Raw genomic sequence first — 24898 nt, forward strand, 5'->3', positions numbered from 1 at the left:
CCCTTGACCGGAATCTGTCATCCTAAGAGTGTTTTTTGCTCGAAGGATCTCTGTATGCACAACAGGAGATCCTTCGCTGCGCTCAGGATGACAAAGCTGTACTACCGCGCATTATACAGATTAATGTTTCATGATAACTGGTTAAGCTCGCTTCTCAAGCACTGAACGTGGTACCCCTTTCACATCCCAAACAATGCCGAGCAATTCCATTAACTTGATCACATAATATGTGATATCAATTTCCCACCACACAAAACCCTGACGCGCTGTGGCAGGGTAATAGTGATGATTATTGTGCCAACCCTCACCGAAGGTCAGCAATGCGAGTAAAAAATTATTGCGGCTGTTATCTTTAGTAGCAAAACGCTTTTTGCCTATAACGTGCGAAACGGAATTAATAGTAACCGTGGTATGAAACAGGGCAATGGTCGAAATACAGAATCCCCAGACGATCATTTGTCCTGCGCTTGTGCCAAGTCCTGGCGCAAACTTATGCATCAGAAAACCGGCGACAAACAAGGAAATAAACAGAACAGTAGGCATCAGATTGTCATAACGGTCCAAAAACACGAGCTCGGGGTAACGAGCAAGGTCTTTAACACGTTCAGGATTATAATAATAATGTTTTTTGGATAAAAACCATCCTACATGGCTCCAGAAAAATCCATGCTGCACTGGCGAATGCGCATCCGCTGGCTCATCAGAAACCATGTGGTGCTGACGATGATGAGCAGCCCACCAAAGCGGCCCGCGCTGAGCGGAACTCGAGCCTATCATGGCAAAAATACATTGCCAGAATCGGTTGGTTTTATATGTCTTATGTGAAAAATAACGGTGATAAAACGCACCAATTGAGAATAACCGTACAAAATATAAAACGGCAGCCGTGATAAACGCCACCCAACTAAACCCAACCCAAAATACTAACAAACATCCTAGGTTAACAAGAATGAAGGGCATGGCGCGTAACCAGTCAATTTTATCTGGGTAATTTGCGTTGGGATCATAGTTATTTTCATTTGCCAGCCATTTAAGCATTGTTTGCCAAAGCGTCTTCATTAAAAACTCGTTCCTGTCTAAAAAAAATCGATGGTGGGGTATTCATTTAAAACGCCAATATACTAGCGTTATCAGCCATAAATAGAAACAGAAATATAACCCAACACCCAGTAAGCGAATAGAAACAACACTAAACTTTTCCCATCTCCACCTTGCTACTTCAGGCAAAAAGAGTAAAGAAATGATAAAAGCACTTGCTTTCTTGCCAAAATAATGTTCAGATATCCTTACTGAGTTTTTATATTATCATTACCAATGCGTTAAATTCCCTTCCAAAGTAATTGTTACTCACGCAGGGGCCACCTGAATAAATCGAGGTTACATTGGCGATGATATGCTTTCCGGGTTATAAGCCCTTGAAAGTATTACATTAACAGCCAGCTATTTAGGTCCTTTTTCCTTGCAGAAATAATGCGAATACTGAACCTACATGGCTCGCATTATTCTATAACGAGGAAAAAAAAGTGTTATTCTCACAATTAAATTTACATCCCGCTATTTTTAAAGCAATCGAAGCATGCGGCTATACAACTCCAACACCCGTGCAAGCAAAATCCATTCCGAGCATTCTGGCGGGCAAAGATATTATTGCTTCCGCACAAACCGGTTCAGGAAAAACCGCAGCATTTGTATTACCGGCGCTTCATCATCTTTCAGAGAAAAAAGGCCCGAGAAAACCTTGCATCCTGATTCTAACCCCCACACGTGAACTGGCAAACCAAATTACCAAGGCCGCCAACACGTATGGAAAATTTCTTCGATTCAATATCGTGAGTCTGGTCGGCGGTATGCCATATCATCACCAGATCAAAGATCTGGCGCGCGGAGCCGATATTATTGTGGCCACGCCAGGACGCCTGATGGACCATTGGGAGAACAAGCGAGTTGATTTATCCGCTATTGAAATGCTCGTACTTGATGAAGCCGACCGCATGTTAGACATGGGTTTTATTGATGATGTTCAGGCAATCGCCAAACTTACACCTGCTCATCGCCAAACATTACTATTTAGCGCAACTGTAGACAAGAAGCTCTCTAAAATTACGCAGCAGCTGCTAAAAAATCCGCAGCGAATTGACTTGTCACAAGAAAAAATTTCCGCACCTAAAATCAAACAGGAACTCTATAAAGCCAACAATGCGCATCATAAGACACGCTTGTTAAAACATTTTCTCAATGACGCCAATATTTATAAAGCGATCATCTTTTCAGCCACAAAGATCAATGCTGACAAGCTCGCTAATGAACTGCGGAATGAAGGTTTTTCTGCTGCAGCACTGCATGGTGATCTAAAACAGAATGTACGCAACCGCACTATCGAGCAACTGCGTCATGGCAAAATTCAATTCCTGGTAGCAACAGACGTTGCTGCGCGCGGCATTGACATTCATGATGTTACGCATGTCATCAACTATGATTTGCCAAAATTTTGCGAAGATTATGTACATCGCATTGGCCGCACAGGACGCGCTGGGAAAAGCGGTGTCGCTATTTCCTTTGTATTGCCTTCTGATGCAAAGCATCTTCAGCGCATTGAACGTTACATCGGTGAACGGATAAAAATGGTTCACAATGTTGAAATGGATCAGGCAGACTTTACAAAACCCAGTCCAGTTTCAATTGATAAAGTATCTATACAAAAAAACAAATCTGCCGCTCATCATGATGCCGCGCCATCCAAAAAGAAGTTTTCTTCAGCTAAGAAACGCTGGTCTAGCAATGATCGCTATAACAAACCTTCTGAGAAAAACAATCAGCGCTTTCAAAAGAAAACGGGCAATAAAGACCGCTAGTCCTTGCATGAAATAAATGTTAGCCAAGCAGTTCATCCGGCAAGGGTGAAACTGCTTGCTGCATAGCTGGTTCACCTTTTACCTGCAAAGTCCTAAACGTGTGCGATCTCACCACTACTGTATCAGTGGTGAGATCGCATTTGATAGAGAGAATATTTTTTATTTGCCGCCTAATTCTACAATTCGTTTCCATTCTTCCTTTGTCACTGGAGTAATGGAAAGTCGATTACCTTTTCGCATGATGAGCATATTTTTTAACTGCGGTTGCTTTTTAATTTCATCCAGCGCAACAAAATGCGAAAATTTTTTAATTAATTTCACATCCACCATATACCAGCGCGGATTTTCAGGCGTGCTCTTGGGATCATAATGCTCTGAATCCAGGTCCCAGGCGGTAAAATCAGGATAACCCTCTCTCACTACTTCTATGATGCCGGCAACGCCGGGCGGGGTACAACTCGAATGATAAAAAAAACCTTGATCCCCTTTTTTAATCTGATCACGTAGCATATTTCTTACTTGATAATTGCGCACGCCATCCCAAGGCGATATTTGCTTAGGCCGTTTGCTTAAATCATCAATACTAAAACAGCCGGGCTCTGACTTAAATAACCAATATTGCATATCTATTACCTAATTTTAGTTGCAACAGCATCCAGAATATCCCAGTTTACAACCCAGCGGAAACAAGAAACCAAAAGAGGAAAATAGAATTTCTCTCATCACGGATAATCCGGTTCTATAAAAAACCCGGACAATTGTTTTGTCCGGGTTTGGGTGGAGAATAAAAAAAGAGAGAATTAAAATCGCTTCATGGCATCAAAAAATTCATCATTGGTTTTAGTATCTTTCATCTTGTCCATGAGAAACTCGACAGCGCTTTCTTCCATGGGCTGCAAGAGTTTGCGTAAAATCCATATTTTTTGCAGCTCTTCTTTTGGAACAAATTTTTCATCACGGCGTGTACCGCTGCGGTTAATGTTTATCGCCGGATAAATACGCCTTTCTGCAATACGGCGGTCCAAATGGATTTCCATATTGCCGGTGCCTTTAAATTCTTCATAAATGACATCGTCCATTTTGGAACCGGTTTCCACCAACGCAGTTGCGATAATGGTCAAACTACCACCTTCCTCAATATTACGTGCGGCACCAAAGAAGCGCTTGGGGCGCTGCAAAGCATTCGAATCCACACCACCCGTCAGCACCTTGCCAGAGGCGGGCACGACCGTGTTGTAAGCGCGTGCAAGACGTGTAATCGAGTCAAGCAGAATGACTACATCACGCTTGTGCTCAACCAACCGTTTCGCTTTCTCAATGACCATTTCCGCCACCTGAACGTGACGGTTGGCAGGTTCATCAAAGGTACTGGCAATCACTTCGCCTTTTACCGAACGCGACATTTCCGTTACTTCTTCCGGGCGTTCATCAATCAAAAGCACAATGAGATAACACTCCGGATGATTATGAGCGATGGAATGCGCAATGTTCTGCAGCATCATCGTTTTACCTGCCTTCGGCGGCGACACAATCAAGCCGCGCTGGCCCTTGCCAAACGGAGCGATGAGGTCAATCACCCGAGCGGTAATGTCTTCCGTGCTACCGTTGCCGCACTGCATGGTCAGGCGCTGTTCGGCAAAAAGCGGTGTCAGGTTTTCAAATAAGACTTTGTTTCGCGCGCTTTCTGGCGCTTCAAAATTGATTTCATCTACTTTTAACAGAGCGAAATAGCGTTCACCTTCTTTAGGCGGGCGAATCTTGCCAGAAATGGTATCGCCGGTACGCAGGTTAAAGCGGCGAATCTGGCTGGGAGAAACATAAATATCGTCAGGACCGGCAAGATAAGAGCCTTCCGCAGATCTTAGAAAGCCAAATCCATCCTGAAGAATTTCAAGCACCCCATCCCCGTAGATATCTTCACCGCGTTTCGCATGCTCCTTCAAAATGGCAAAAATTATATCCTGCTTCCTTGAGCGGGCCATGTTTTCCAGCCCATACTGCTCAGCCAAAGTAATAAGCTCAGCTGCACTTTTCTTTTTAAGCTCAGTTAAATTCATAATAATGTAGATCCTAACTATAAGAATATTGATTGATTTTTTATAACAGAAGTGACCTTATTGCCTGCGCTTCATAAACCTTCGATTCGCTGTTTTTTTTCGTAACGATCACGCTGATGAAGTCAGGCTCAAAAACAGTGTCCGACAAGTCCGCAACACACCTGATAACCGCAAACACAAGCTATGGAATTAACGACAGGTAAGGGGGTTATCTATAAGGCTAAAAATAGCATTAATTGATAAGAATATCCAGCACTCTTGCGTGCTCCCTTATGATGACATAACCTGGTTAACTGCCGTCGTCCCGCGACAGCAAGAGCGGGAAATTACCGGACAGTAATGCGCCTTCGCGGGGATGACAAAATCATGGTGGGCACATTATGCCTTGCCCACCGGAAAATATAAAAGGGGAGTTAAAACCAAACGCCTAAGATAGATGACTATCAATAAACTGGACCAGCTCCGCCTTGTTCAAAAGACCCACCTGCGTTGCCTTTACCTGGCCGTCCTTAAAGAGAATCAAAGTGGGAATACCGCGCACCCCGAACTTAGGTGGTGTGGATGGATTGCGGTCCACATCAAGTTTGACGAATTTCACTTTATCCGTATATTTTTGAGCAATTTCTTCAAGAAGCGGTGCCAATGCCTTGCACGGACCGCACCATTGGGCCCAAAAATCAACGAGAACCGGCGTAGTGGATTCTATCACTTCTTTTTCGAATGAATCATCGCTGATAGCATGAATATGACTGCTCATGGTGATACCTTCTCTGATTGTTTATAGTAGATTTGGTCATCTTATTAAATATGGCCGCACAAGGCCATACAGAAATCAATAATGCGTTAGTTTTAAGCCCGGAGGTGCCCAGGCAATATGCGTTTTATATCATACATGAACAGGCCGCACACCTTCTTTTTCCTTCTTTTGTTATCCGGTATTTGCCTATTGGCCTGGCTGATTCAGCGTGAGCTGATTTTTAATTATGATGTTAGCTGGCTACTGGAGGCATCGAAACGATTAAGTGCTGGCGGAACATATGCCCATGATTTCTTTGAAAATAATCCGCCACTTATTTTATATCTCTATATGCCGCCCCTTGCGCTCAGCCATTTGTTTTCCCTAAATCTGATCCTCTCCATGCAGATCTATATCTGCTTGTTGTCACTTTTATCGCTCTATCTATGTTCATTTTTCACCCGCAAAATTTTCCTTGAAAAACCGGCGTTGAATTTCCTATTTTTAATAACACTTGCGTTTATTTATCTTGTACTACCCCTCTTTGACTTTGCTCAGCGGGAACATTTATTAATTCTTTTTTGTATGCCCTACCTTTTGATGATTACCTATCGCCTCGAAGGGAACTCAATGCAGCGATACCACGCAGCTGCAATCGGCCTGCTGGGCGGCATTGGGTTTGCCATCAAACCTTATTTTTTAACAGTATTTTTTCTACTCGAACTCTATTACGTTCTTTATCAAAAAAATAGTCTGGCATGGATAAGAGTTGAAACAGGCGTGATTACTGCTTTATTAATGTGTTATCTGGCGGTAATTTTTTTCTTTCATTCTGATTATCTTTTTATTGTCATGCCTTTTTCACTGCGCTGGTGTTATCTGGGCGTCAGCTTGCCTTGGCCCATTGTTTTATTCCATCCGCCTGTCCTTTTTTGTCTTTGCGTCATTCTGTTTTACGCAGCACAACCACGCCCCCATCCCTACCCATTACTTTGCTCAGCGCTAGTAATTGCAATTATCGGGTTTTTATTTTCCTACGCAGTCCAACGCACCATCTTTTCCTATCATCTATTTCCTGCATATGCATTGGCGTTTTTATTATTAGCGATGTCTTTTGGCTTGCAAGCGCGACAAATCCTGCCTGACAAATATTGGCGAATACGACAAGCACTGTTTATAGTCATAATGTCACTCTTCCTCTATTACAATGCCCCCAATGTATGGACTATACTCGTATTCCAGCCTGCTGCTTTCTTTATTTTTTTTACCGGACTATTTTTTATATCGCTCTATTTAAATCCACTTGATCAAAGGCCTTTTAAAGTTCTTAAAATCATTTTTTCCGTATCTATTATCATTACTACTGGCTTTTTATTTTCACATTGGCTACAAGGCACCGCATGGTACGGCAATCGCTTTTTAATCACTGTCATTTTGCTTATTGGTTTATTTGCATTATTGTCACCTGGTACTGCCGCTACTAAAGTAAATTATTTAATCCTCGCGACTTCCGCCACACTCTTTTTTTCTTTCCCGGCCTATCTTGCGTATACGTATTACAATAAAAATGTCGCCTATAAAACCACGCTGCGGAAATTAACAGATTTTGTTACTTCGCATGCAGCGAATCGTCCTGTCTTTATCTTTAGCACCTGGATTTATCCTTTTTCACAAGTGTGGGACAGCGCCCAGCACGGTTCACGATTTTCCGCTTTTTGGATGATTGGAGGACTCGTTAAACAATCTTATTTGCCCATGAAAGAAGACCGGCGGCTGCAGCTGCAAAAAGACAAGCGCTTTCTTATCGACATGATCGCCGAGGATTTGAACCGATACAAACCTGTTTATGTATTGATTGAAACCACTAAAAATAAAACACATCTGGCTTTTTTTGAAAAATCAGGCGGTACTCATCTTCCCACTTACCTGCCTTTTGAATACCTGCCTTATTTCTTGAAAAACCCGAACTTTCAAGAAGCATGGCAAGCGTATCACTATGTAACCACGCTTAAGGAAGACGCTAATTCTGAACAGCCTATTTATCAATTTGCCGTATTTGAACGCAAAAGCCGATCTTCTTTTACCTTCACCGGCAGTATTAATAAAATGCCCATCACAAAAAAAGTGAGCACGGTTGCCATGCCTACACGTTGACTATCAAAAGCCAGCGTCATCTCTCCCAATAACCACGGGCCGATAAATGCGGTAATTTTACCTGACAGGGCATACAGCCCAAACATTTCAGTCGCCGCGCCTTTTCCGGCAATCAGACGCACCATTAATGATCGACTGGCTGATTGAACAGGCCCTACAAACAAGCACAATACCAGCGCCATTGCCCAGAATCCGTATTTGTGCTCCATAAACAGAATAGGGAGACCAAAGATGAGTATACAAATTAATGAAACGATAACTGTAAACTTTGAACCCAGGTAATCATCCACCCACGAAAGCAGGATCGCGCCCAAGCCCGCTGTTATATTCATGGTAATGCCAAATATCAAGACTTCTTTAAAACTGAGCCCATACGTACCTGCCGCATAAATGCCGCCAAACGCAAAGAGGGTATTCAGCCCATCGGCATAAATCATATGAGCAACCAGAAAGAGAAGAATATTTTTTTCACTTGGCAGTTTTTTTAGTGTCGCTAGCAAATCACGAAAACCAAAACGAATAGCTTGCCGCAAGGGATGTGGCTGAGAAGGAATATCTGGCGTAAGAAAAAACATGGGAAGAGAAAAGAGCGCATACCAGATCGCGACAAAAGGGCCGCTGATGCGAATTTCTTCAGCGTTTTGAGTATTGAGCCCCAAAGCGTTTGCATCCACAAATACAACGAGCGCGATCGTAAGCGCCAGAATACCGCCGATATAACCCGTACCCCAGCCCCAACCCGAAATGCGGCCTAGATAATTCTTTGGAGCAATATAGGCGAGGTAAGCATTATAAAATACAGTACCCACTTCCAAACCGATGGTGCCCACCACCACGCATGCCAGCGTAAAATAGACGGCACTATGGTGCGGATAGGCAAACCACAACAGTGCACTCGCGATAATGGCGAGCCAGGTAAAGCAAAACAGCCAGCGTTTATGATGGCCGCCATAATCTGCAATCGCACCAAAAAGCGGGCTGGTAAAAGCAATAATAATACCGGCAAGCGCAGTCGCGTTCGCCCATTGATAAGTGCCTATGATCGTATTTTCTGCAACTTTTGTTGTGAAATAAGTAGCAAAGATAAAAGTCGTTACAATGACAGGAAACGCGGAAGATGCCCAGTCATATAGACACCAGGCGCCAATCACGATGACAGGATGTCGGCTTTGCAATGCTCCTCCTCAATTTATCGTTGTGGCTTGGGTGCGACTGTTTGCGCGGCAATCATATGAAGTGATGGCTCGCCACAATATTTTTCAATCTCGGCACGCACAGCGCTCCGCAGTTGCGTGATGTCCTGCCACTCAGCGCCCGATGGCTGAATTGGCTCACAAACAGTCATGGTGATATGACCTGGCTGCATCAATTTTTCATCTGCACGCAGGATTGATCGGGTTCCTTTTAAAGCAATAGGACACACCGGCACATTGGTTTCAGCCGCGATTTTAAAAGCACCAAGGCGAAATGGCCGCAAACCCGATGCATAGCCAAATGTACCTTCAGGAAAAATGAGAATGGAATGACCCTGCTTTAAAGTCGCTTCTATATGGCGTGTATCTTCCAGTCCTTTGGGCAAATCCATACGATCAACGCCAAGATATCCCAACTTATGCATAAAGGTGCGTATCACCGGCGTGGAAAATAATTCCTTTTTTCCCACAAAGCGGGTATCCGGCGGCAAAAATGCGATCAAAGCAACGGCATCAATATAGCTTGCGTGATTGGCTGCAAATACTGCCGGCTTCGCCTTCTCCAGGTTAGCAAGACCCGACGTTGTCATGGGACAAAAGACAGCTTTTTGTATCACTTTCGCCCATATCCTGCATGCACGGGCAAAGGACTGACGAGAGGCAAAGAATGCAAATAAATAAAGCGGAAACAGGGTAGTGACTAACAGAAAACCCACATAGGCCGTATAAATTGCCTTCGCTAAGGTTTTAAAAACAGCCATACTTTTTCGCCCCAGCCACTCCGTTCCCAATTTGCTTACCTGAAGCCACGGGGGCAGGCCTGTTTTGCCCAATTGGCCTGCTAAATACTTTTTCTTGCACGCAGCACGCTGTAATTTACCGCTAGACGTTTTAGGTACTGCATGCGGGGGAACCAGTATCACTTTGTCCGGCACGATATCCTGCATAGTGGCCATTGCTTCTCTGATTTTATCTTCGATCTCCTGCCGTTTTGCCTTATTTTTTTCGCGTGTTTCAGCCACAACGATGAGCTGCTCCGTGCTTTGGTTTTCATCCATTACACTAAAGGCCGTCACGCAGCCCTGACGCACGCCAGGAATGTGGCCGACCAATTCTTCAATTTCGACCGGATAGAGATTGCGGCCTGCCTTGATGATCAAATCCTTGCGGCGACCGGTAATAAAAATCTCACCATCTGCCTGATAGGCCAAGTCACCGCTATCGATCCAGCCATCATGAAAAACTGCTTTTGTTGCTGTTGGATTATTATAATAACCCTGCATGCTGGAAGGTCCGCGAAACTGTAAATTGCCCACGCACCGTTCGCCCAGCACATTGTCCTGATCATCCACAATGCGAACTTCATGTCCTTCCAGCGGCAAGCCGCACGAAGCAAATTCCAGTGCATTTTTTTCATCGGAGGGAACAGCGCGCGACTGCTCTTCAAATTTTCTTCTATCAACGCGATCAACGCGGAATTCACGATCAAGCGGTGGAATAGTTAACGCCACACTGGATTCTGCCAGCCCATAAACGGGCAAGAGTATTTTGGAATTCAATCCATAAGGAGCGAATTTAGTGGCGAAATCTTTTAATGTACGGGGATAGACTTTTTCGGCGCCATTTGCTGCCATGCGCCAGGAACTTAAATCCAACCCTTCGATCATGGCCGGCTCGATCTTGCGCAGGCATAATTCATAAGCAAAATTGGGTGCGCCTGAATGCGTGCCACGATGATGATGAATAGCCCATAACCAACGTTCAGGACGATTCAAAAAAGAAAAAGGTGTCATCAGAATAAGCGGAATACCATGGTACAAACTACCCAGCCACATGCCTATCAATCCCATATCATGATAAAGCGGCAGCCAGCTGACAGCGACTGAATCCGGCGTCACATTGATTCCCTTGCCATATGCGCGTATGTTGCTAAGCAGATTATAATGCGTTAACACCACACCCTTCGGATCAGCCGTGCTGCCGGAGGTATATTGAATGAAAGCGATATGATCGGATTTTGCCTTCATGGCATTTTGCAGCTTTTCCGGCTGCATCAATTCATGCACCGTCGTAACCGTCTTTAGGCTTGGCACAAACCCCTGCAGTAATCGGCTTAATTTTTCCGCTTGTTCAAAAGTCACTAAAATACGGACTTCGGCATTACTCAAAATGCGTGATTCGGTTTTAGCATAAGCTTCCAGCATGTACATACGAAAGGGCGGATAAATCGGCACGGGAATGCCGCCCGCCAAAAGCGTTCCAAAAAAAGTATAAAAAAATCCGGGATGCGTCGGCAGCATGATAGCAACGGTTTCGCCCTGCTGAAGACCTCGCTCAATGAGTCCCTTTGCTACTTGTAATGAAGCAGTCAATAATTGTTGATAGGTGATCACTTCCTCATTGCCGTCTTCATTTTGAAAATAAATGTGCGCCTTGTCCGGCGATTGTTCGGCATAGAGCAGCAGCGCTTCAGTCAATGTAGCGGCACGAGAAGGATCAACATGTGAAGGCTCACCATGGGAAGTAACGATACTTAGTTTCTCGATTTTTTTGCTGCCGGGATGCGCTTCATAAATAAAACTTGCAATATCACTTAGGGTTTCTGCTTCTGCCAGAATGCGGTCTGGCACCGTTACATCAAATTTTTTTTCAATACGGCGAAACAATTCTGCCCGCCCCAGGCTATCAATGCCAAGGCGCTGCAAGGAAGCATCCAGCCGTATTTCCCGTTGCTGAGTTTCGCCCGCTTCTTTTAATAGCCGGTCGGTTATGTCAATTAATTCTTTTTCTATATCACGAGGAGGATTTTTTGTCATAATTCCTTTGCACTCAAAAGTAAACGGGGAACAGAACCTGTTCTGCCCATCATTGTCTCTATAAATCGCTTCTTAATCGGCGTGGCCAAATCAAACCCTGTCATACAAAGCGGCAAAAGGAAACTTAAGCATCGGGAATCTGTGGAAAGCAGCCGTGGAAGACGGTCTGATACCGCGATGCTTGCCGCTTGTTGTTTTTGCGTCTGCGCCAGCGTTTCTGCCAGATCCACGGCGGAAAACGGCTGATGCTTGCTTATTTTTTCCATGATGTTTTCGATGAACACCGCGACTTCATACAAAGCCAGATTAAATCCCTGCGCCGCAATAGGGTGCAATGTGTGCGCTGAATTACCGAGCAGATAAACGCATTGATCTACTGCTTTCGTTGCGCGCACCATCCGTAAAGGAAAAACATGCCGTTCTCGAATGCCCCGCAAACGACCCAATCGATAACCGAAAGCATTTTGTAATTCATAAAGGAACAGCTCGTCTGAAAGCGCCATCAACTCAGCAATACGCTTACTATCTGCCGTCCAAATGGTGGCGCTTTCGTCTCCGGTCAGCGGCAGCATGGCAATGGTTCCGCGAGGCGTGAAGCGTTCATAGGCGATATGCTGATGCGAACGCTTGAGCAGCGTACGCGTAACAAGGGCGCTTTGTTTGTAGTCGACAATATCCGCCTCAATATTCAAGAGTGAACGCACTGTCGATTCGGTACCGTCTGCGCCAATAACGAGCGGCGACTGCAGCACGGTTTGGCCTTCAGGCTTGTCCAACGTCAACGTAGCGGTCTGCGCTTGTTGTTGAAGTGCAATCAGCTTGGCAGGTCTGAATAAATCAATAGCCGGATCATCAAGCAACAGTGTATTTAATGCGGATTCAATCCATCGCGCAGGAATAACGTAACCCAGTGAAGCAAGATGCACATCTTCACGGTTTAAACGCACCGCACCAAAACGACCCTGATAAGAGACATGTACCTGGTGAATAGCTGCCGCATGTTCTGCGAGCTCCTCCCAGATACCAACATTCTTCAGAAACTGACAGCTACCGGCGTTTAATGCGAATAAGCGCGGATCATTACTGCTGGGCAGCCGCGCATCAACCAACGCAATTTTGATACCCGCATGACGCAAACCCGCTGCCAATCCCGCGCCAACGAGTCCGCCGCCGACGATAATAAGATCATAATACATCGATCACGCCCACTCATTTCTTCATGACTGCTTCAATATCCGCAACCGTTTTTGGAATACGTTGACTGAGTACGTCTCGGCCTTTTTCAGTGACGACAACATTGTCTTCGATACGCACGCCGATGTTATGCCATCGTTTGGGGACACCGGGAATGTCAGCAGAAATATAAATACCGGGCTCCACCGTCAGCACCATACCCGGCTCAAATGGCCGCCACTTCTTATTCACTCGGTAGCAACCCACATCATGCACATCCAGCCCCAGCCAGTGCCCTGACCGGTGCATATAAAATGGGAAATAAGCCTGTTTTTCGATTAAATCATCCAGGTTTCCCTTCAAAATACCCAGGTCAATCAACCCCTGGGTTATGATTTTTACAATGACATTCTGCGGCGCAGTCCATGCAGCGCCTGGCTTCACCGCCTTGATTGCCGCCATTTGCGCATCGAGGACAAGCTCATAAATAGCGCGCTGCTCCGCTGAAAAACGGCCGTTTGCCGGGAAAGTTCGTGTCACATCCGCCGCGTAATTTTGATATTCTGCACCCGCATCGATTAGAACCATATCACCGTCAGCGATTTTCTGGTTGTTGTTAACATAATGCAAAATACACGTATTGCGACCTGCGCCCACAATGGGATTATAGGCAGGGAAGCGCGCACCATTGCGTATAAATGCATACATCAATTCAGCCTCGAGCTGATATTCATACATACCAGGCTCGCATACTTCCATCGCACGCAGATGCGCTTTTTCGGTAATATCAACCGCCTTCTGCATAACAGCAATTTCAGCCGCGCTTTTAAACAGACGCATTTCATGCAGTGAAGGCGCAATATCAATAAAAGCAATGGGAGCCTGCAATCCGCTACGAATTCTGGCACGAATATTATTGACAGCATTCAATAGTAATTTATCAAAGTGCTTGTTCAAACCGAGTGAATAGTGAATAGATTCGCGCCCAGCTAATAATTCAGGCAACATGGATTCCAATTCGCTTATTGGAAAAGCCTGGTCCGCCAGAAAATCATTCACTGCACCTTCTTGACCTGCGCGGGGACCATCCCATATTTCGCGATCGCGATCGCGGACGCGATTAAAAAGCAGGTATTCACCTTCCTTACGCTTTGGCGCCAGAATAACAACGGCTTCCGGTTCTTCAAAACCCGTTAGGTAATAAAAATCGCTATTTTGACGATAAGGATAAACCGCGTCACCGTTACGCGGTACTTCTGGAGCTGCCGGGAGAATAGCAATACCCGTAGGGCCAATGGTTTGTATTAATTCTTTTCGTCGTTTGGCGTATTCACTCATTTTAATCATGGCATTTCCCTTTTATTTATCAGCCACTCCCGCTTAAACGCGCGGGAACGCCTTAATTGCTTATTTACCTAACGCGACAAGCGAGGCTTCGCTTGCTTATACGGAAAGGAAGAATCACCATTCTTCTCTCCAAGAACACTCCGCAGCGGCCATGTGAATCTTTCTGCCGTGATCATGCCAGCCATCTAAATGACAGGGCATTTTTGTGCAGAATGATTAAACCTGTTTTAATGCAGATGATTAGAAGAGCGAGTTGCTTTTGCAGCGGTTTCATTCTCACGCAAATCCTGATAAATAAGCACCACTGCCATGCGTACATATTCAACCAGCTCTACATAAGCCTCTTCATCTTCTTCGTTTGCCACTACTTCTTCATAATTCATTTTTGCAATTTCAATCAGGTCATTGATCGCTTCCGTCATTTCACTGGGTTCGCGTTCAATAATCTGTACTTGCGCCACCTTAAGACCTGTCAGAAATCCCTGGCACCACAATGTCAATGCTTCAGCTCGCATAGGCAGCGTTTCCGAATCAGCAGGCAGGCTCAATTGAAATTCAAATAAAAAGTCGCGTAACTGTTTGGCGCTGGCATCATAGAGTGACTGCAGCACCTCGTGCGTTTTGCCTGGCTCTTTTCCGCCTGTAACCAGCTCTTCCCACGCCTCGGAACTATGGGGGTTACCGCTAAGAATGCCGCAAATGAGGCCATGGACCTGAGAGGGATGCAATTTAAGCGTCGTTTTGCTGAGCACCTGATCAATCTCATGGTATTTAGGCAGGGATGTTTTTGTCATATTAAAAGCACCGGCATAAAACGTCCCATATTATCGAAATCCACCCGTGCCGTCATCCCCTGTAAGCGCAGAGCGAGGCAAAAGTACAGAACACCGGCCCTGTTCAAAAGAAGTGTATCTGCTACAATCAGCACGAATATATCCGATCAGAGATTGTTTATGATTCTCTCAGCCATCGCCGCCCTATCAGAAAATCGTGTCATCGGTAAAAATAATCAACTCCCCTGGCACTTGCCGGCTGACCTTAAACATTTTAAAGCATTAACAACTGGGCACCCTATCGTAATGGGGCGCAAGACATATGATTCCATTGGCAAACCACTGCCGCAACGAACCAATATTATTATGACACGTGACTCTTCCTTTCAAGCGCCCGGCTGTCGGATAGTCAACTCGATTGAGGAGGCAAAGGCAGTTGCCGAGAAAGAGCAGGCAGAGGAGCTTTTCATCATCGGTGGCGCACAAATTTATAGCCAGCTATTGCCGATAACACAGCGTCTTTATCTCACCATTGTGCATCAAATGTTCGAAGGCGACGCTTTTTTTCCTGATCTAAATATGAGCGAGTGGAGTGAGACGGAACGCGAAACGCATCGTTCCGATGAAAAAAATCCTTATGATTACAGCTTCGTGCGATTGGAACGAATCATTAACCACACTTCACAGTAAAACGCTTTTCATCCTCCAAGCGCATGGCCGTCAGGCAGTTTCCCCATACGCAACCCGTATCAAGCGGATAGATATTGGACACATCGGCTTTTCCACCCAGCGCAGCCCAGTGGCCGAATAAAATTTTAACGTTGCTATTCGCCCGGTCCGGCACATCAAACCAAGGAATTAGCCCTGGAGGCATTGTATCGATACGGCCTTTGTAAGATAACTCGAGCCGGCCATCTGGATGGCAAAGACGCATGCGCGTCAGATAATTGGTAATGCAGCGCAGCCGTTCGATACCTGTCAAACGATCTTCCCATAGATCAGGCTGATTACCGTACATCTGCTTAAGATAATAAGCAGGTGTATTCCCCCGCAAAACAGCTTCCACTTCCTGTGCCAATAGGCGTGCTTGTTTCAGGCTCCACGCAGGCGCAAGCCCTGCGTGTGTCAGCACAAAACCCGTATTTTTATCTTCATAAAGTAACGGACGATGACGTAACCAATCCATTAACTCATTGCGGTCAGGCGCTGCTAGCACCGCCTGCAAAGTATCATCGTGATGCAACTCGCGCACTCCGTATGCCACAGCCAGAAGATGTAAATCATGGTTACCCAGCACCGTTTTTTGGCGCGCTTCGCCCAATGTTTTAATGAAACGCAGTACCTCGAGTGATTGCGGACCGCGATTTACCAGGTCGCCGGTAAACCAGAGGATATCGCGTGAGGAATCAAAGTGAATGGCAGTAAGCAGCCTTTCCAAGGCGTCAAAACAACCCTGTACATCACCGATCACATAAGTTGTCATGCCTTCGCCCCCTGATCCAGGCTATTGCTGATCTCGACAAAATCCTGAACAGACAAATTCTCCGGACGCAAATCAGAATGAATGCCTATGTGGGCCCAGACATCATCATTAATCAATTCTTTTAAACTATTACGTAATGTTTTACGGCGCTGGCCAAAAGCCTGTTTGACAATAGATTCAAATAAAGCGTAATTTTTCGCAGGATAGGGATAGTCACGATAAGGTGTCAGCCGCACGATACTGGACTCCACTTGTGGAGGAGGATAAAAAGCACTCGCCGGCACATTAAATAGCAACGCTACCTGACAGTGATACTGAACCATGACACTGAGACGCCCGTAAGCTTCACTATTCGGCTTTGCAGCCATTCGCTCTGCGACTTCTTTCTGCAGCATAAACAGCATATCCGAAATGATAGAAGCATAGTCGAGCAAATGAAAAATCAGCGGCGTAGAAATGTTATAAGGCAAATTGCCAAAAACACGCAGCGGCCGGTCATCCTGTTTAACGCTCGCAAAATCAAAGGCAAGCACATCAGAAGAATAAATGACAAGTTCGCCATGTCTTCGCACACGCGACCTGAGTTCAAGAATCAGGTCACGATCAATCTCCACCGCTTCAAGATGATGAATTTGCTTGATGACAGGAAGCGTAAGCGCGCCCTGACCAGGCCCAATCTCGATCAAGTGCTCATCTGGTTGAGGAGCAAGCGCGGCAATGATGCGCTGAATAATTGCCTGGTCATGCAAAAAATGCTGGCCGAAACGCTTGCGCGGGGCAGGCATTGTAATTAAGACCGGGCTAGCGCGATACGTGCCGGTTCAAAACCATGCGCAGCGGATTTTTGTATCCATTGCATGGCGAGTGTTTTATTGGGTGGTGTGCCGAGACCATGGAAATACATCAATCCAAGATTATATTGGGCACTAGCCAATCCATGATTAGCCGCTTTCTGGTAATAACTTAATGCTTTTCCATAATCACGGGAAGTGCCTTTGCCGGTTGCATACATATAAGCCACTTCATTTTCAGCAAACGGATCATCGTCATCCGCTCCCTGCTTGAAATAGGTAAACGCTTTCGCATCATTTTGTGCAACGCCCCTGCCGAGCAAATAGCGCGCGCCTTTATCTGTTGCCGTCTCTGGCCTTCCGGATGCCTGCATATCGTAACCATACTGTCCTGTACAGCCCGCAAATAGCACGCACAATCCCATTAATAACGTGATTTTTTTAATGGACATATCGTAAACCTTCTTTTATGAATCAGGAAAAGTTATTCTCATGCCCTTCAAAAAACTGGCAGGTAGAATAGATGCTATTATAATGTGGCTTGCCGAGATTGGGAACGAATAGTCAAAAAACAAGCTAATTGAATGAGGAGCCCTGGGTGATACCGTACACATATACCCCGCTTTTAACAGATCTTTATCAATTCACCATGGCTTATGGGTATTGGAAGCTCAATATGCACGAGCAGGAAGCGGTGTTCCACCTGATCTTCCGTAAAAACCCGTTCAAAAGCAATCGCGCGCTCTGCTGTGGACTGGCTAGCGTCGTGGAATTTCTTAAAAATTGGCGCTTTCAGCAAGATGATCTTGACTTTCTCGCGACCTTGAAAAATATACGCAATGAGCCCTTGTTGCCCGATGAGTTTTTGCATTATTTGAGCCGGCTAACCTTCACCTGTGATGTGGACGCTATCCCGGAAGGAACGGTCGTGTTTCCGCATGAGCCATTATTGCGTATTCAGGGCCCTTTGCTTCAGTGCCAATTGTTGGAGTCGCCGCTGCTTAATATCATCAACTTCCAAACTTTGATCGCCACCAAAGCATCTCGAGTCTGCCGTGCCGCTCAAGGAGAACCCGTCATCGAATTTGGTATGCGCCGCGCACAAGGTCCTGATGGCGCTCTGTCAGCTAGCCGCGCATCTTACATTGGCGGTTGTGTCGCCACTTCGAATACCCTGGCCGGCAAGCTCTATGATATCCCCGTGCGCGGTACGCACGCGCATAGCTGGGTTACCGCTTTTGCGAATGAAAAAGAAGCTTTTGCGTCGTACGCGAGCATCATGCCGCATAATTGTGTTCTGCTTGTTGATACCTATAACACCGTGGAAGGGGTAAAAAACGCCATTGAAATTGGAAAAAAACTGCGTGAGCAAGAAGCAGATTTGCTGGCGATCCGCCTGGATTCGGGCGACATGGCGGACTTGAGTATAAAAGCAAGAACCTTGCTGGATGAAGCCGGATTTGAGAAAACAGGCATCCTCGCGAGCAACTCGCTCGATGAATATGTCATTCATGAACTCAAAGAACAGGGTGCAAAAATTTCGTCCTGGGGCGTCGGCACGAATCTTGCTACCGCATACGATCATCCTGCGCTGGATGGCGTATACAAATTGTCTGCCTTACGCGACCCGGAAGGCCAATGGCAATATAAACTGAAATTATCCGAACAGTCTGTCAAAATTTCCAATCCTGGCAGACATCAGGTTCGCCGTTTTTTCTGCAATGAAAAATATGTTATGGACGTGATTTACGATTTGGAACTCGGCATTTCCGATACACCTGAAGCCGTTTTGTTGGATCCGGGGCAACAGCTCAAAAAACTGGATGACATTGATGCCTTTGTCGATCTTCTAGAACCCGTGTTCCGCAAGGGACAATATATCCATGAAGCAACATCTATTCACACGATTCGTGAAAACGCCATCGAAGAAACAAGCAATTTCTATAGGATGCATGGCGAGTCACAATATGATGTAGGACTGGAAAAAAATCTTTATACCCTCAAGCTTGAGCTGATTGAAAAAGTAAAACCCTAAGCGAAAATTTTTAATAACTGCATCAGGTTGTGATTGCTGCCAGTACGCTGTTTACGTTTTTTTGCAAGTGATCAGGATTAATGGTGCCCACAATCACACTGGTCACACCGGGTTCTGCAAATATAAACCGCATGGTGTCCTGAACGGGATCTGCGGACTGCATTTTTTGCAAATGCCCGCTCATCAGTGCTTTTTTGATAAAAATACTTTTATTTTTTTGCTGCGCATACGCCATCACAATGCGTTCATCTACATACTCAGGATTAAATGCCACCATTGCAATGTCTGCCATCTCAATCGTTAGCAATCCGCCAGCAATCGTTTTGGTTGACATGCCATAAGCACGAATTTTGCCTGCCTGTTTCAGTGCATTGAGCGTCGCAAAAACATTTTCTTCTTCAATAAGCCGCTTATCTTCACCGTTGGAATGCACCAGCACAATATCAAGATAATCGGTACGCAAGCGTCTTAAACTGCGCTCCACACTTTTCTGGATGGCCTGTGGTGAAAAATCAAAATGTGATTCGCCTTCAATAAATTCCTCGCCAACTTTAGTCGAAATGATCCAGTCTCTGCGTCTACCCTGTAATAACAAGCCTAAACGCTCTTCACTGGTACCGTAAGCAGGCGCGGTATCAAGCAGATTGACGCCTAATTCGACAGCACCATTTAATAGCCGTTCTATTTCTTCATCTGTTGGCAGTGAAAAAGAAGCAGGGTATTTAACGCCTTGATTGCGACCAAATTTGATCGTACCCAATCCAATGATACTCACCTCAATATCGGTGCTGCCTACGCGACGCTTTTGCAAAATGCCTCCTCCCATACTGGTCGCGCCAAAGGCGGCATCGGCCAGGAACGTAATTCCCGTGTATCAAACAGTTTGGGTGTCAATTGTAAACCTTGCAGCTGCGCGATAATGTCTTCTGCCAATCGAGGGGCTAGCGCCAGCTTGGTGGGCCACCCGATTATCATATTTTGAATCCGCTTGGTATAAACCGTTTCAGGTTTTAAGCCGCTTTTTTGCAACGGTTCTGCCCGGTCAATCATAAACGAAGCAAATTCCGCTTCTGTAAAATCAAGCCAGGGAAAAAGTGCATGCAGCTCCGCTCTCGCTGCTTTAATCTGTGACTCGCTATCTCTGCTTACGCCGTCTTCTGCCAGCTGGCCTCCCAGATACCAGATAGTGCTGCCATCCTGTGTGTGATGCGTTGTAATAGTGATACGTGGACGCGGGCCAAATCCCAGACAGTGGGCATAAAGCGGATAATCAAACGGCGTCTTAACCAGCACCATGTGCAGAGGCCGGCGCTGCATGGCAATATCCTGATGCTTGAGGCGCTTGATAATGACTTCATTACCAGCGCCTGCTGTAAAGATAAAATGCTGCGCCTGTACTTCAATCGATTTGCCTGACAAAGAGATTGTCGCTGAACACAACCGACCTGCATCATCCAATTTCAGGCCTGCATCACAGAGCGGCTCAATTTTAAAAATTGCATCCTGATTAGCTTTGACCAACTCGCGCACCAATGCTGGCACATCAATGACTATTTCATCCAGCGAAAACACTTCACCCTTGAAGGCGGCATGGCGAAAAACTGCGGGATACGTTTCCCGCGCCAGCGATTCGACTTTGCTGGTGAGTGTTGCGCTCGCCAAAAAACCCGTCAGCTTGGAAGCGAGCCTTGAAGGAGACCACAAATAATGCCGGGAAGAGAGAACAGGGACATGAGAAAGATCAAGCTCGCCTTTGCCAAGCAAGCATTGCCGCCATCGTTCGGGCATATCCGCCATGACACGCGCCTCGGATGTCAACGCTCCCTGCAAGGCGTATTTCATGCCGCCATGGATGATGCCCTGGGATTTATGTGTCTGACCGCCTCCCAAGGCGCCAGATTCAAATAAAATCGTCGAAAATCCAGACTGACGTAGCCGGTTCAACAGCCACAGTCCTGCGATACCGCCGCCGAAAATAACAATATCGGCTGCTGCTGCATTTTTCATAAGGTCCTCATTGCTGGTGGAGTAGAAGAGTTATATTTTTTCTTTCAGAAGAGATGAGCCGCTCAGGCCACTCTTTTTCAAACCATGGATTTTAACTTTTTTGGCCGGGATAGTAAAATTTTCGCTCAGCGGTTAGAATAACGCTCCTAAAAGGGCGGTCACCCCATTTTTGATTGAAATAAATTAATATTATGATAAATATAAAAAATAAATTTGATGTCATTGTGGTCGGCGGCGGTCATGCGGGAACTGAGGCTGCGCTCGCTGCTGCACGTATGGGAGCTAAGACGCTCCTGCTCACTCACAACATTGAAACGCTGGGACAAATGTCCTGCAATCCCGCCATTGGCGGTATTGGTAAAGGCCATCTGGTCAAGGAAATCGATGCCCTAGGCGGCGCCATGGCGCGCGCCATTGACAAGGCCGGCATCCATTTCCGCATTTTGAATGCCAGCAAAGGCCCCGCCGTGCGGGCAACCCGAGCGCAGGCTGACCGTGTGCTTTACAAACAGGCGATACGTACTTTCCTTGAGACACAGCCCAATCTGGTGCTGTTTCAGCAAGCAGTGGATGATATTCTGATCGAACAGAATCGCGTTGTCGGTGTCGTCACTCAAATGGGCCTAACCATTCAATCCGCCGCCGTTGTACTGACCGCTGGCACGTTTCTGGCTGGCAAAATCCATATTGGCCTTAATCATTATGAAGCAGGGCGGGCCGGCGATCCGCCTGCCAAAACACTGGCAGCACGTTTGCGTGACCTACCGTTTCGCGTCAACCGCTTAAAAACCGGCACGCCGCCACGCATTGATGGCAAAACCGTCGATTTTAGCGTAATGGAAAAACAAGAAGGCGACACGCCTACGCCCGTTTTTTCATTTATGGGTCGTGCTTCAGACCACCCCCAACAGGTTTGTTGTTACATAACGCACACGAATGAAACCACGCATGCACATATACGAAACGGCCTTTCCGAATCACCCATGTACACGGGTGTTATTGAAGGCATTGGTCCACGATATTGTCCTTCTATTGAAGACAAAGTAGTACGTTTCGCTGATAAAACTTCGCACCAGATTTTTGTCGAACCGGAAGGATTGACCACACATGAACTCTATCCAAACGGTATTTCCACCAGCTTGCCCTTTGATATACAACTTGAGTTTGTGCGCTCTATCCGCGGATTCGAGCGCGCTCACATCACCCGACCGGGTTATGCGATTGAATATGACTTTTTTGATCCGCGGGATTTGAAACCTTCTCTTGAGACCAAAGCTATCGCAGGCCTTTTCTTCGCCGGGCAAATTAATGGCACGACAGGCTATGAAGAAGCGGCCGCACAGGGGATTATTGCCGGCATGAATGCCGCCCGTTGTGTACAAGATAAAGAGCCCTGGACACCACGTCGTGATGAAGCCTACATTGGTGTCCTGATTGATGACCTGGTCACACGCGGTACACTGGAGCCCTATCGCATGTTTACTAGCCGCGCAGAATATCGGCTGTTGCTGCGTGAAGATAATGCTGATTTACGCCTGACACCTAAAGCACATGAGCTCGGGCTGATTGATGAAGACCGCTGGCGCCGCTTTCAACAGAAACAGACGCTGATCGCGGAGGAAGGCAAACGCCTGCAGGCCACCTGGGTACGGCCCAATACGCCTGCTGCGCATCAATTAGAAGCGCGAGTGGCACAACCACTCGCGCGCGAATACCGCGCGATGGAATTATTGCGCCGTCCGAACCTTACTTATCGTGACCTAATGAACATCGAAGGCCTGGGCCCTGGCATCACTGATGCTGATGCGGCACAGCAAATCGAGATTCAAGCCAAATACGCAGGCTACATTGACCGGCAGGAAGAAGAAATCGCCAAGCTGGTGCGTTATGAAACGTTAAAATTACCCGCCGACTTAAATTATGCCGACATTGTCGGCTTATCCACGGAAGTGCGACAAAAGCTGAGCATGGCCACGCCTGCGACCGTAGGGCAGGCATCACGTATTCCGGGCATGACACCAGCAGCGGTTTCATTGCTATTGGTGCATTTGAAAAAGAAAAAGGCGAATGGAAATGAAGATGCTGCTCACTCAGGCGCTTAAAGAAAATTCGCTTTCACTTTCAGGCGCCGTTCAGCAAAAACTGCTGCGCTATCTAGCATTGTTACAAACCTGGAACCGAGTTTTTAATCTCACGACCATTACCGACCCGCGGGAAATGATTTATCTCCACCTGATAGACAGCCTGGTCATGTCGCCTTATCTTCAGGGGATACGCTTGCTGGATGTAGGAAGCGGCGCAGGTCTGCCTGGTATCCCCCTTGCCATCGCGCATCCTGACCAGCAATGGACACTACTCGATAAAAGCAGCAAAAAAACACGATTTTTAACGCAGGCAGCCGCGGAGCTAGAACTGGCGAATGTTTCTGTCATCCATCATCGTTGCGAAGATTTTCAACCCCCTGCCGGTTTTGATAGTATTCTCTCACGTGCCTTCGGTACGATACGCATGTTTGCGGAAACAACCGTGCATCTTCTCGCGCCGGATGGCATCCTGATTGCCATGAAAGGCAAATACCCGCAAGAAGAGCTTGCGGACGTGCCCGCAGCTTTTACAGTCGAAGATGTCATACGTCTGGATATAAAAGGAATCAATGCCGAGCGTCATATTGTTCGTTTACGGATGAAAAAATAAGAGGAATCATTGTGGGAAAAATTATTGCGATCGCCAATCAGAAAGGCGGGGTAGGAAAAACGACTACCAGCATCAACCTGACCGCTTCCTTCGCTGCCATGAAGCGCAAAGTGCTGCTGATCGATTTGGATCCGCAGGGAAACGCAACGGTTGGTAGTGGTGTGCATGCCGACCAGGTGCAATATACTTCCAGCCAGGTTCTGTGCAATGAAGTTCCTCTTAAAGATGCGCTGGTTAAAACAGCAGGGGGCTTTGATCTACTTGCCACGCATCAGGAATTAATTGTAGCTGAGATGCAATTGCTACAAGCACCACAACGCGAACAGCGTCTCAAGTCTATTTTAACACCCCACATCAACGACTACGATTATATTCTGATTGACTGCCCGCCTTCCTTGAGCGTATTGACTGTTAATGCATTAGTGGCTGCGCATTCCGTGCTGATACCGATACAGTGCGAATATTTTGCACTTGAAGGATTGAGCGCGCTCTTAAACACGATTGAACAAATACGCAACACAATCAATCCCGCACTGCACATAGAAGGTCTGCTGCGCACCATGTATGATGGCCGCAACCGGCTGGCGCTCGATGTATCCGCGCAGTTGCTCGCGCATTTTCCTGAACGCGTTTATCGCACCGTCATCCCGCGTAATGTGCGTCTTGCGGAAGCGCCAAGTCACGGTACGCCTGTTCTTCATTATGATGAAAAATCGCAGGGCGCCATGGCCTATCTGGCGCTGGCAGGTGAAATTTTGCGACGGGGTCAATAGAAAAAAAACCGAGA

General features: G+C 46.4%; 21 protein-coding genes. 7 read left to right on the plus strand and 14 right to left on the minus strand.

Annotated features, from left to right (window positions below; genetic code table 11):
• Positions 1–141: 141 nt before the first annotated feature.
• Complete coding sequence (locus tag AQUSIP_RS09475) at positions 142–1059, minus strand: acyl-CoA desaturase (protein WP_114833790.1); 918 nt, start codon at positions 1057–1059, stop codon at positions 142–144.
• A gap of 464 nt (positions 1060–1523) precedes the next feature.
• Between AQUSIP_RS09475 and AQUSIP_RS09480 the strand changes: the two genes are divergently transcribed.
• A complete protein-coding gene (locus tag AQUSIP_RS09480) occupies positions 1524–2852 on the plus strand; it encodes a DEAD/DEAH box helicase (RefSeq protein ID WP_114833791.1) in 1329 nt (442 codons plus the stop codon).
• A 159-nt stretch (positions 2853–3011) separates the two neighbouring features.
• On the opposite strand, the gene AQUSIP_RS09485 is transcribed toward AQUSIP_RS09480, so the two are convergent.
• The 3 genes from AQUSIP_RS09485 to trxA form a co-directional block, all read right to left on the minus strand.
• Positions 3012–3476, minus strand: coding sequence for an EVE domain-containing protein (locus AQUSIP_RS09485; protein ID WP_114833792.1), 465 nt, complete (start codon positions 3474–3476; stop codon positions 3012–3014).
• 176 nt (positions 3477–3652) lie between these two features.
• Entirely contained in the window at positions 3653–4909 is a 1257-nt protein-coding gene (gene rho / locus AQUSIP_RS09490) for a transcription termination factor Rho (protein WP_114833793.1), read from the minus strand.
• Positions 4910–5336: 427 nt separating this feature from the next.
• Positions 5337–5666 (minus strand): thioredoxin, encoded by a 330-nt coding sequence (gene trxA, locus AQUSIP_RS09495; RefSeq protein ID WP_114833794.1) that lies wholly within the window; start codon positions 5664–5666, stop codon positions 5337–5339.
• A gap of 117 nt (positions 5667–5783) precedes the next feature.
• On the opposite strand from trxA, the gene AQUSIP_RS09500 reads away from it, so the two are divergent.
• Positions 5784–7799 (plus strand): hypothetical protein, encoded by a 2016-nt coding sequence (locus AQUSIP_RS09500; RefSeq protein WP_114833795.1) that lies wholly within the window; start codon positions 5784–5786, stop codon positions 7797–7799.
• On the opposite strand, the gene AQUSIP_RS09505 is transcribed toward AQUSIP_RS09500, so the two are convergent.
• The 5 genes from AQUSIP_RS09505 to AQUSIP_RS09525 form a co-directional block, all read right to left on the minus strand.
• Positions 7688–8974 carry an MFS transporter gene (locus tag AQUSIP_RS09505; RefSeq protein ID WP_114833796.1) on the minus strand — a complete coding sequence of 429 codons (1287 nt, stop codon included), beginning with the start codon at positions 8972–8974 and terminating at the stop codon, positions 7688–7690. The two genes, AQUSIP_RS09500 and AQUSIP_RS09505, sit on opposite strands and share 112 nt — an antisense overlap.
• Before the next feature lie 14 nt (positions 8975–8988).
• Positions 8989–11808, minus strand: coding sequence for an AMP-binding protein (locus tag AQUSIP_RS09510; protein WP_114833797.1), 2820 nt, complete (start codon positions 11806–11808; stop codon positions 8989–8991).
• Positions 11805–13004 (minus strand): FAD-dependent monooxygenase, encoded by a 1200-nt coding sequence (locus tag AQUSIP_RS09515; RefSeq protein WP_114833798.1) that lies wholly within the window; start codon positions 13002–13004, stop codon positions 11805–11807. Before AQUSIP_RS09515 ends, AQUSIP_RS09510 begins: the two co-directional genes overlap by 4 nt.
• A gap of 13 nt (positions 13005–13017) precedes the next feature.
• A complete protein-coding gene (gene pepP, locus AQUSIP_RS09520; RefSeq protein ID WP_114833799.1) occupies positions 13018–14328 on the minus strand; it encodes a Xaa-Pro aminopeptidase in 1311 nt (436 codons plus the stop codon).
• A gap of 227 nt (positions 14329–14555) precedes the next feature.
• On the minus strand, positions 14556–15122 hold the full coding sequence (locus AQUSIP_RS09525; RefSeq protein WP_114833800.1) for a UPF0149 family protein: 567 nt from the start codon (positions 15120–15122) through the stop codon (positions 14556–14558).
• Between the two features lie 159 nt (positions 15123–15281).
• Here AQUSIP_RS09525 and AQUSIP_RS09530 point away from each other — a divergent pair, with 159 nt between their 5' ends.
• Entirely contained in the window at positions 15282–15791 is a 510-nt protein-coding gene (locus tag AQUSIP_RS09530) for a dihydrofolate reductase (RefSeq protein ID WP_147277462.1), read from the plus strand.
• Here AQUSIP_RS09530 and AQUSIP_RS09535 read toward each other — a convergent pair.
• Genes AQUSIP_RS09535 through AQUSIP_RS09545 form a run of 3 tightly spaced genes read right to left on the minus strand, consistent with a single transcriptional unit; the run spans position 15772 to position 17827 of the window.
• The gene (locus AQUSIP_RS09535) at positions 15772–16584 is read right to left on the minus strand and encodes a symmetrical bis(5'-nucleosyl)-tetraphosphatase (protein WP_114833801.1); all 813 of its coding nucleotides are present in this window, start codon (positions 16582–16584) and stop codon (positions 15772–15774) included. The two genes, AQUSIP_RS09530 and AQUSIP_RS09535, sit on opposite strands and share 20 nt — an antisense overlap.
• Positions 16581–17369, minus strand: a complete 789-nt coding sequence (gene rsmA, locus AQUSIP_RS09540) for a 16S rRNA (adenine(1518)-N(6)/adenine(1519)-N(6))-dimethyltransferase RsmA (RefSeq protein ID WP_114833802.1) — start codon at positions 17367–17369, stop codon at positions 16581–16583. Before rsmA ends, AQUSIP_RS09535 begins: the two co-directional genes overlap by 4 nt.
• Before the next feature lie 5 nt (positions 17370–17374).
• Positions 17375–17827, minus strand: a complete 453-nt coding sequence (locus tag AQUSIP_RS09545; protein ID WP_114833803.1) for a tetratricopeptide repeat protein — start codon at positions 17825–17827, stop codon at positions 17375–17377.
• A gap of 146 nt (positions 17828–17973) precedes the next feature.
• Between AQUSIP_RS09545 and AQUSIP_RS09550 the strand changes: the two genes are divergently transcribed.
• Positions 17974–19410 (plus strand): nicotinate phosphoribosyltransferase, encoded by a 1437-nt coding sequence (locus AQUSIP_RS09550; RefSeq protein ID WP_232058666.1) that lies wholly within the window; start codon positions 17974–17976, stop codon positions 19408–19410.
• A 22-nt stretch (positions 19411–19432) separates the two neighbouring features.
• Here the strand turns inward: AQUSIP_RS09550 and AQUSIP_RS09555 are convergent, their stop codons facing one another.
• Together AQUSIP_RS09555 and AQUSIP_RS09560 are read right to left on the minus strand one after the other, a co-directional pair.
• Positions 19433–20221 (minus strand): aldo/keto reductase, encoded by a 789-nt coding sequence (locus AQUSIP_RS09555; RefSeq protein ID WP_197737848.1) that lies wholly within the window; start codon positions 20219–20221, stop codon positions 19433–19435.
• Positions 20203–21417, minus strand: a complete 1215-nt coding sequence (locus tag AQUSIP_RS09560; RefSeq protein ID WP_114833805.1) for an NAD(P)/FAD-dependent oxidoreductase — start codon at positions 21415–21417, stop codon at positions 20203–20205. Before AQUSIP_RS09560 ends, AQUSIP_RS09555 begins: the two co-directional genes overlap by 19 nt.
• Before the next feature lie 191 nt (positions 21418–21608).
• On the opposite strand from AQUSIP_RS09560, the gene mnmG reads away from it, so the two are divergent.
• From mnmG to AQUSIP_RS09575, 3 genes are read left to right on the plus strand one after another with little or no spacing between them, the layout of a single operon-like run.
• Entirely contained in the window at positions 21609–23519 is a 1911-nt protein-coding gene (gene mnmG, locus AQUSIP_RS09565) for a tRNA uridine-5-carboxymethylaminomethyl(34) synthesis enzyme MnmG (protein WP_114833806.1), read from the plus strand.
• Entirely contained in the window at positions 23491–24111 is a 621-nt protein-coding gene (gene rsmG / locus AQUSIP_RS09570; protein WP_197737849.1) for a 16S rRNA (guanine(527)-N(7))-methyltransferase RsmG, read from the plus strand. The genes mnmG and rsmG overlap by 29 nt, the downstream gene beginning before the upstream one ends.
• 11 nt (positions 24112–24122) lie before the next feature.
• Positions 24123–24884: a ParA family protein gene (locus tag AQUSIP_RS09575; RefSeq protein WP_114833807.1), complete on the plus strand. Its 762-nt coding sequence runs from the start codon at positions 24123–24125 to the stop codon at positions 24882–24884.
• Positions 24885–24898 lie beyond the last annotated feature (14 nt).

The organism is Aquicella lusitana, from assembly GCF_902459475.1.
Lineage (GTDB): Bacteria > Pseudomonadota > Gammaproteobacteria > DSM-16500 > DSM-16500 > Aquicella > Aquicella lusitana.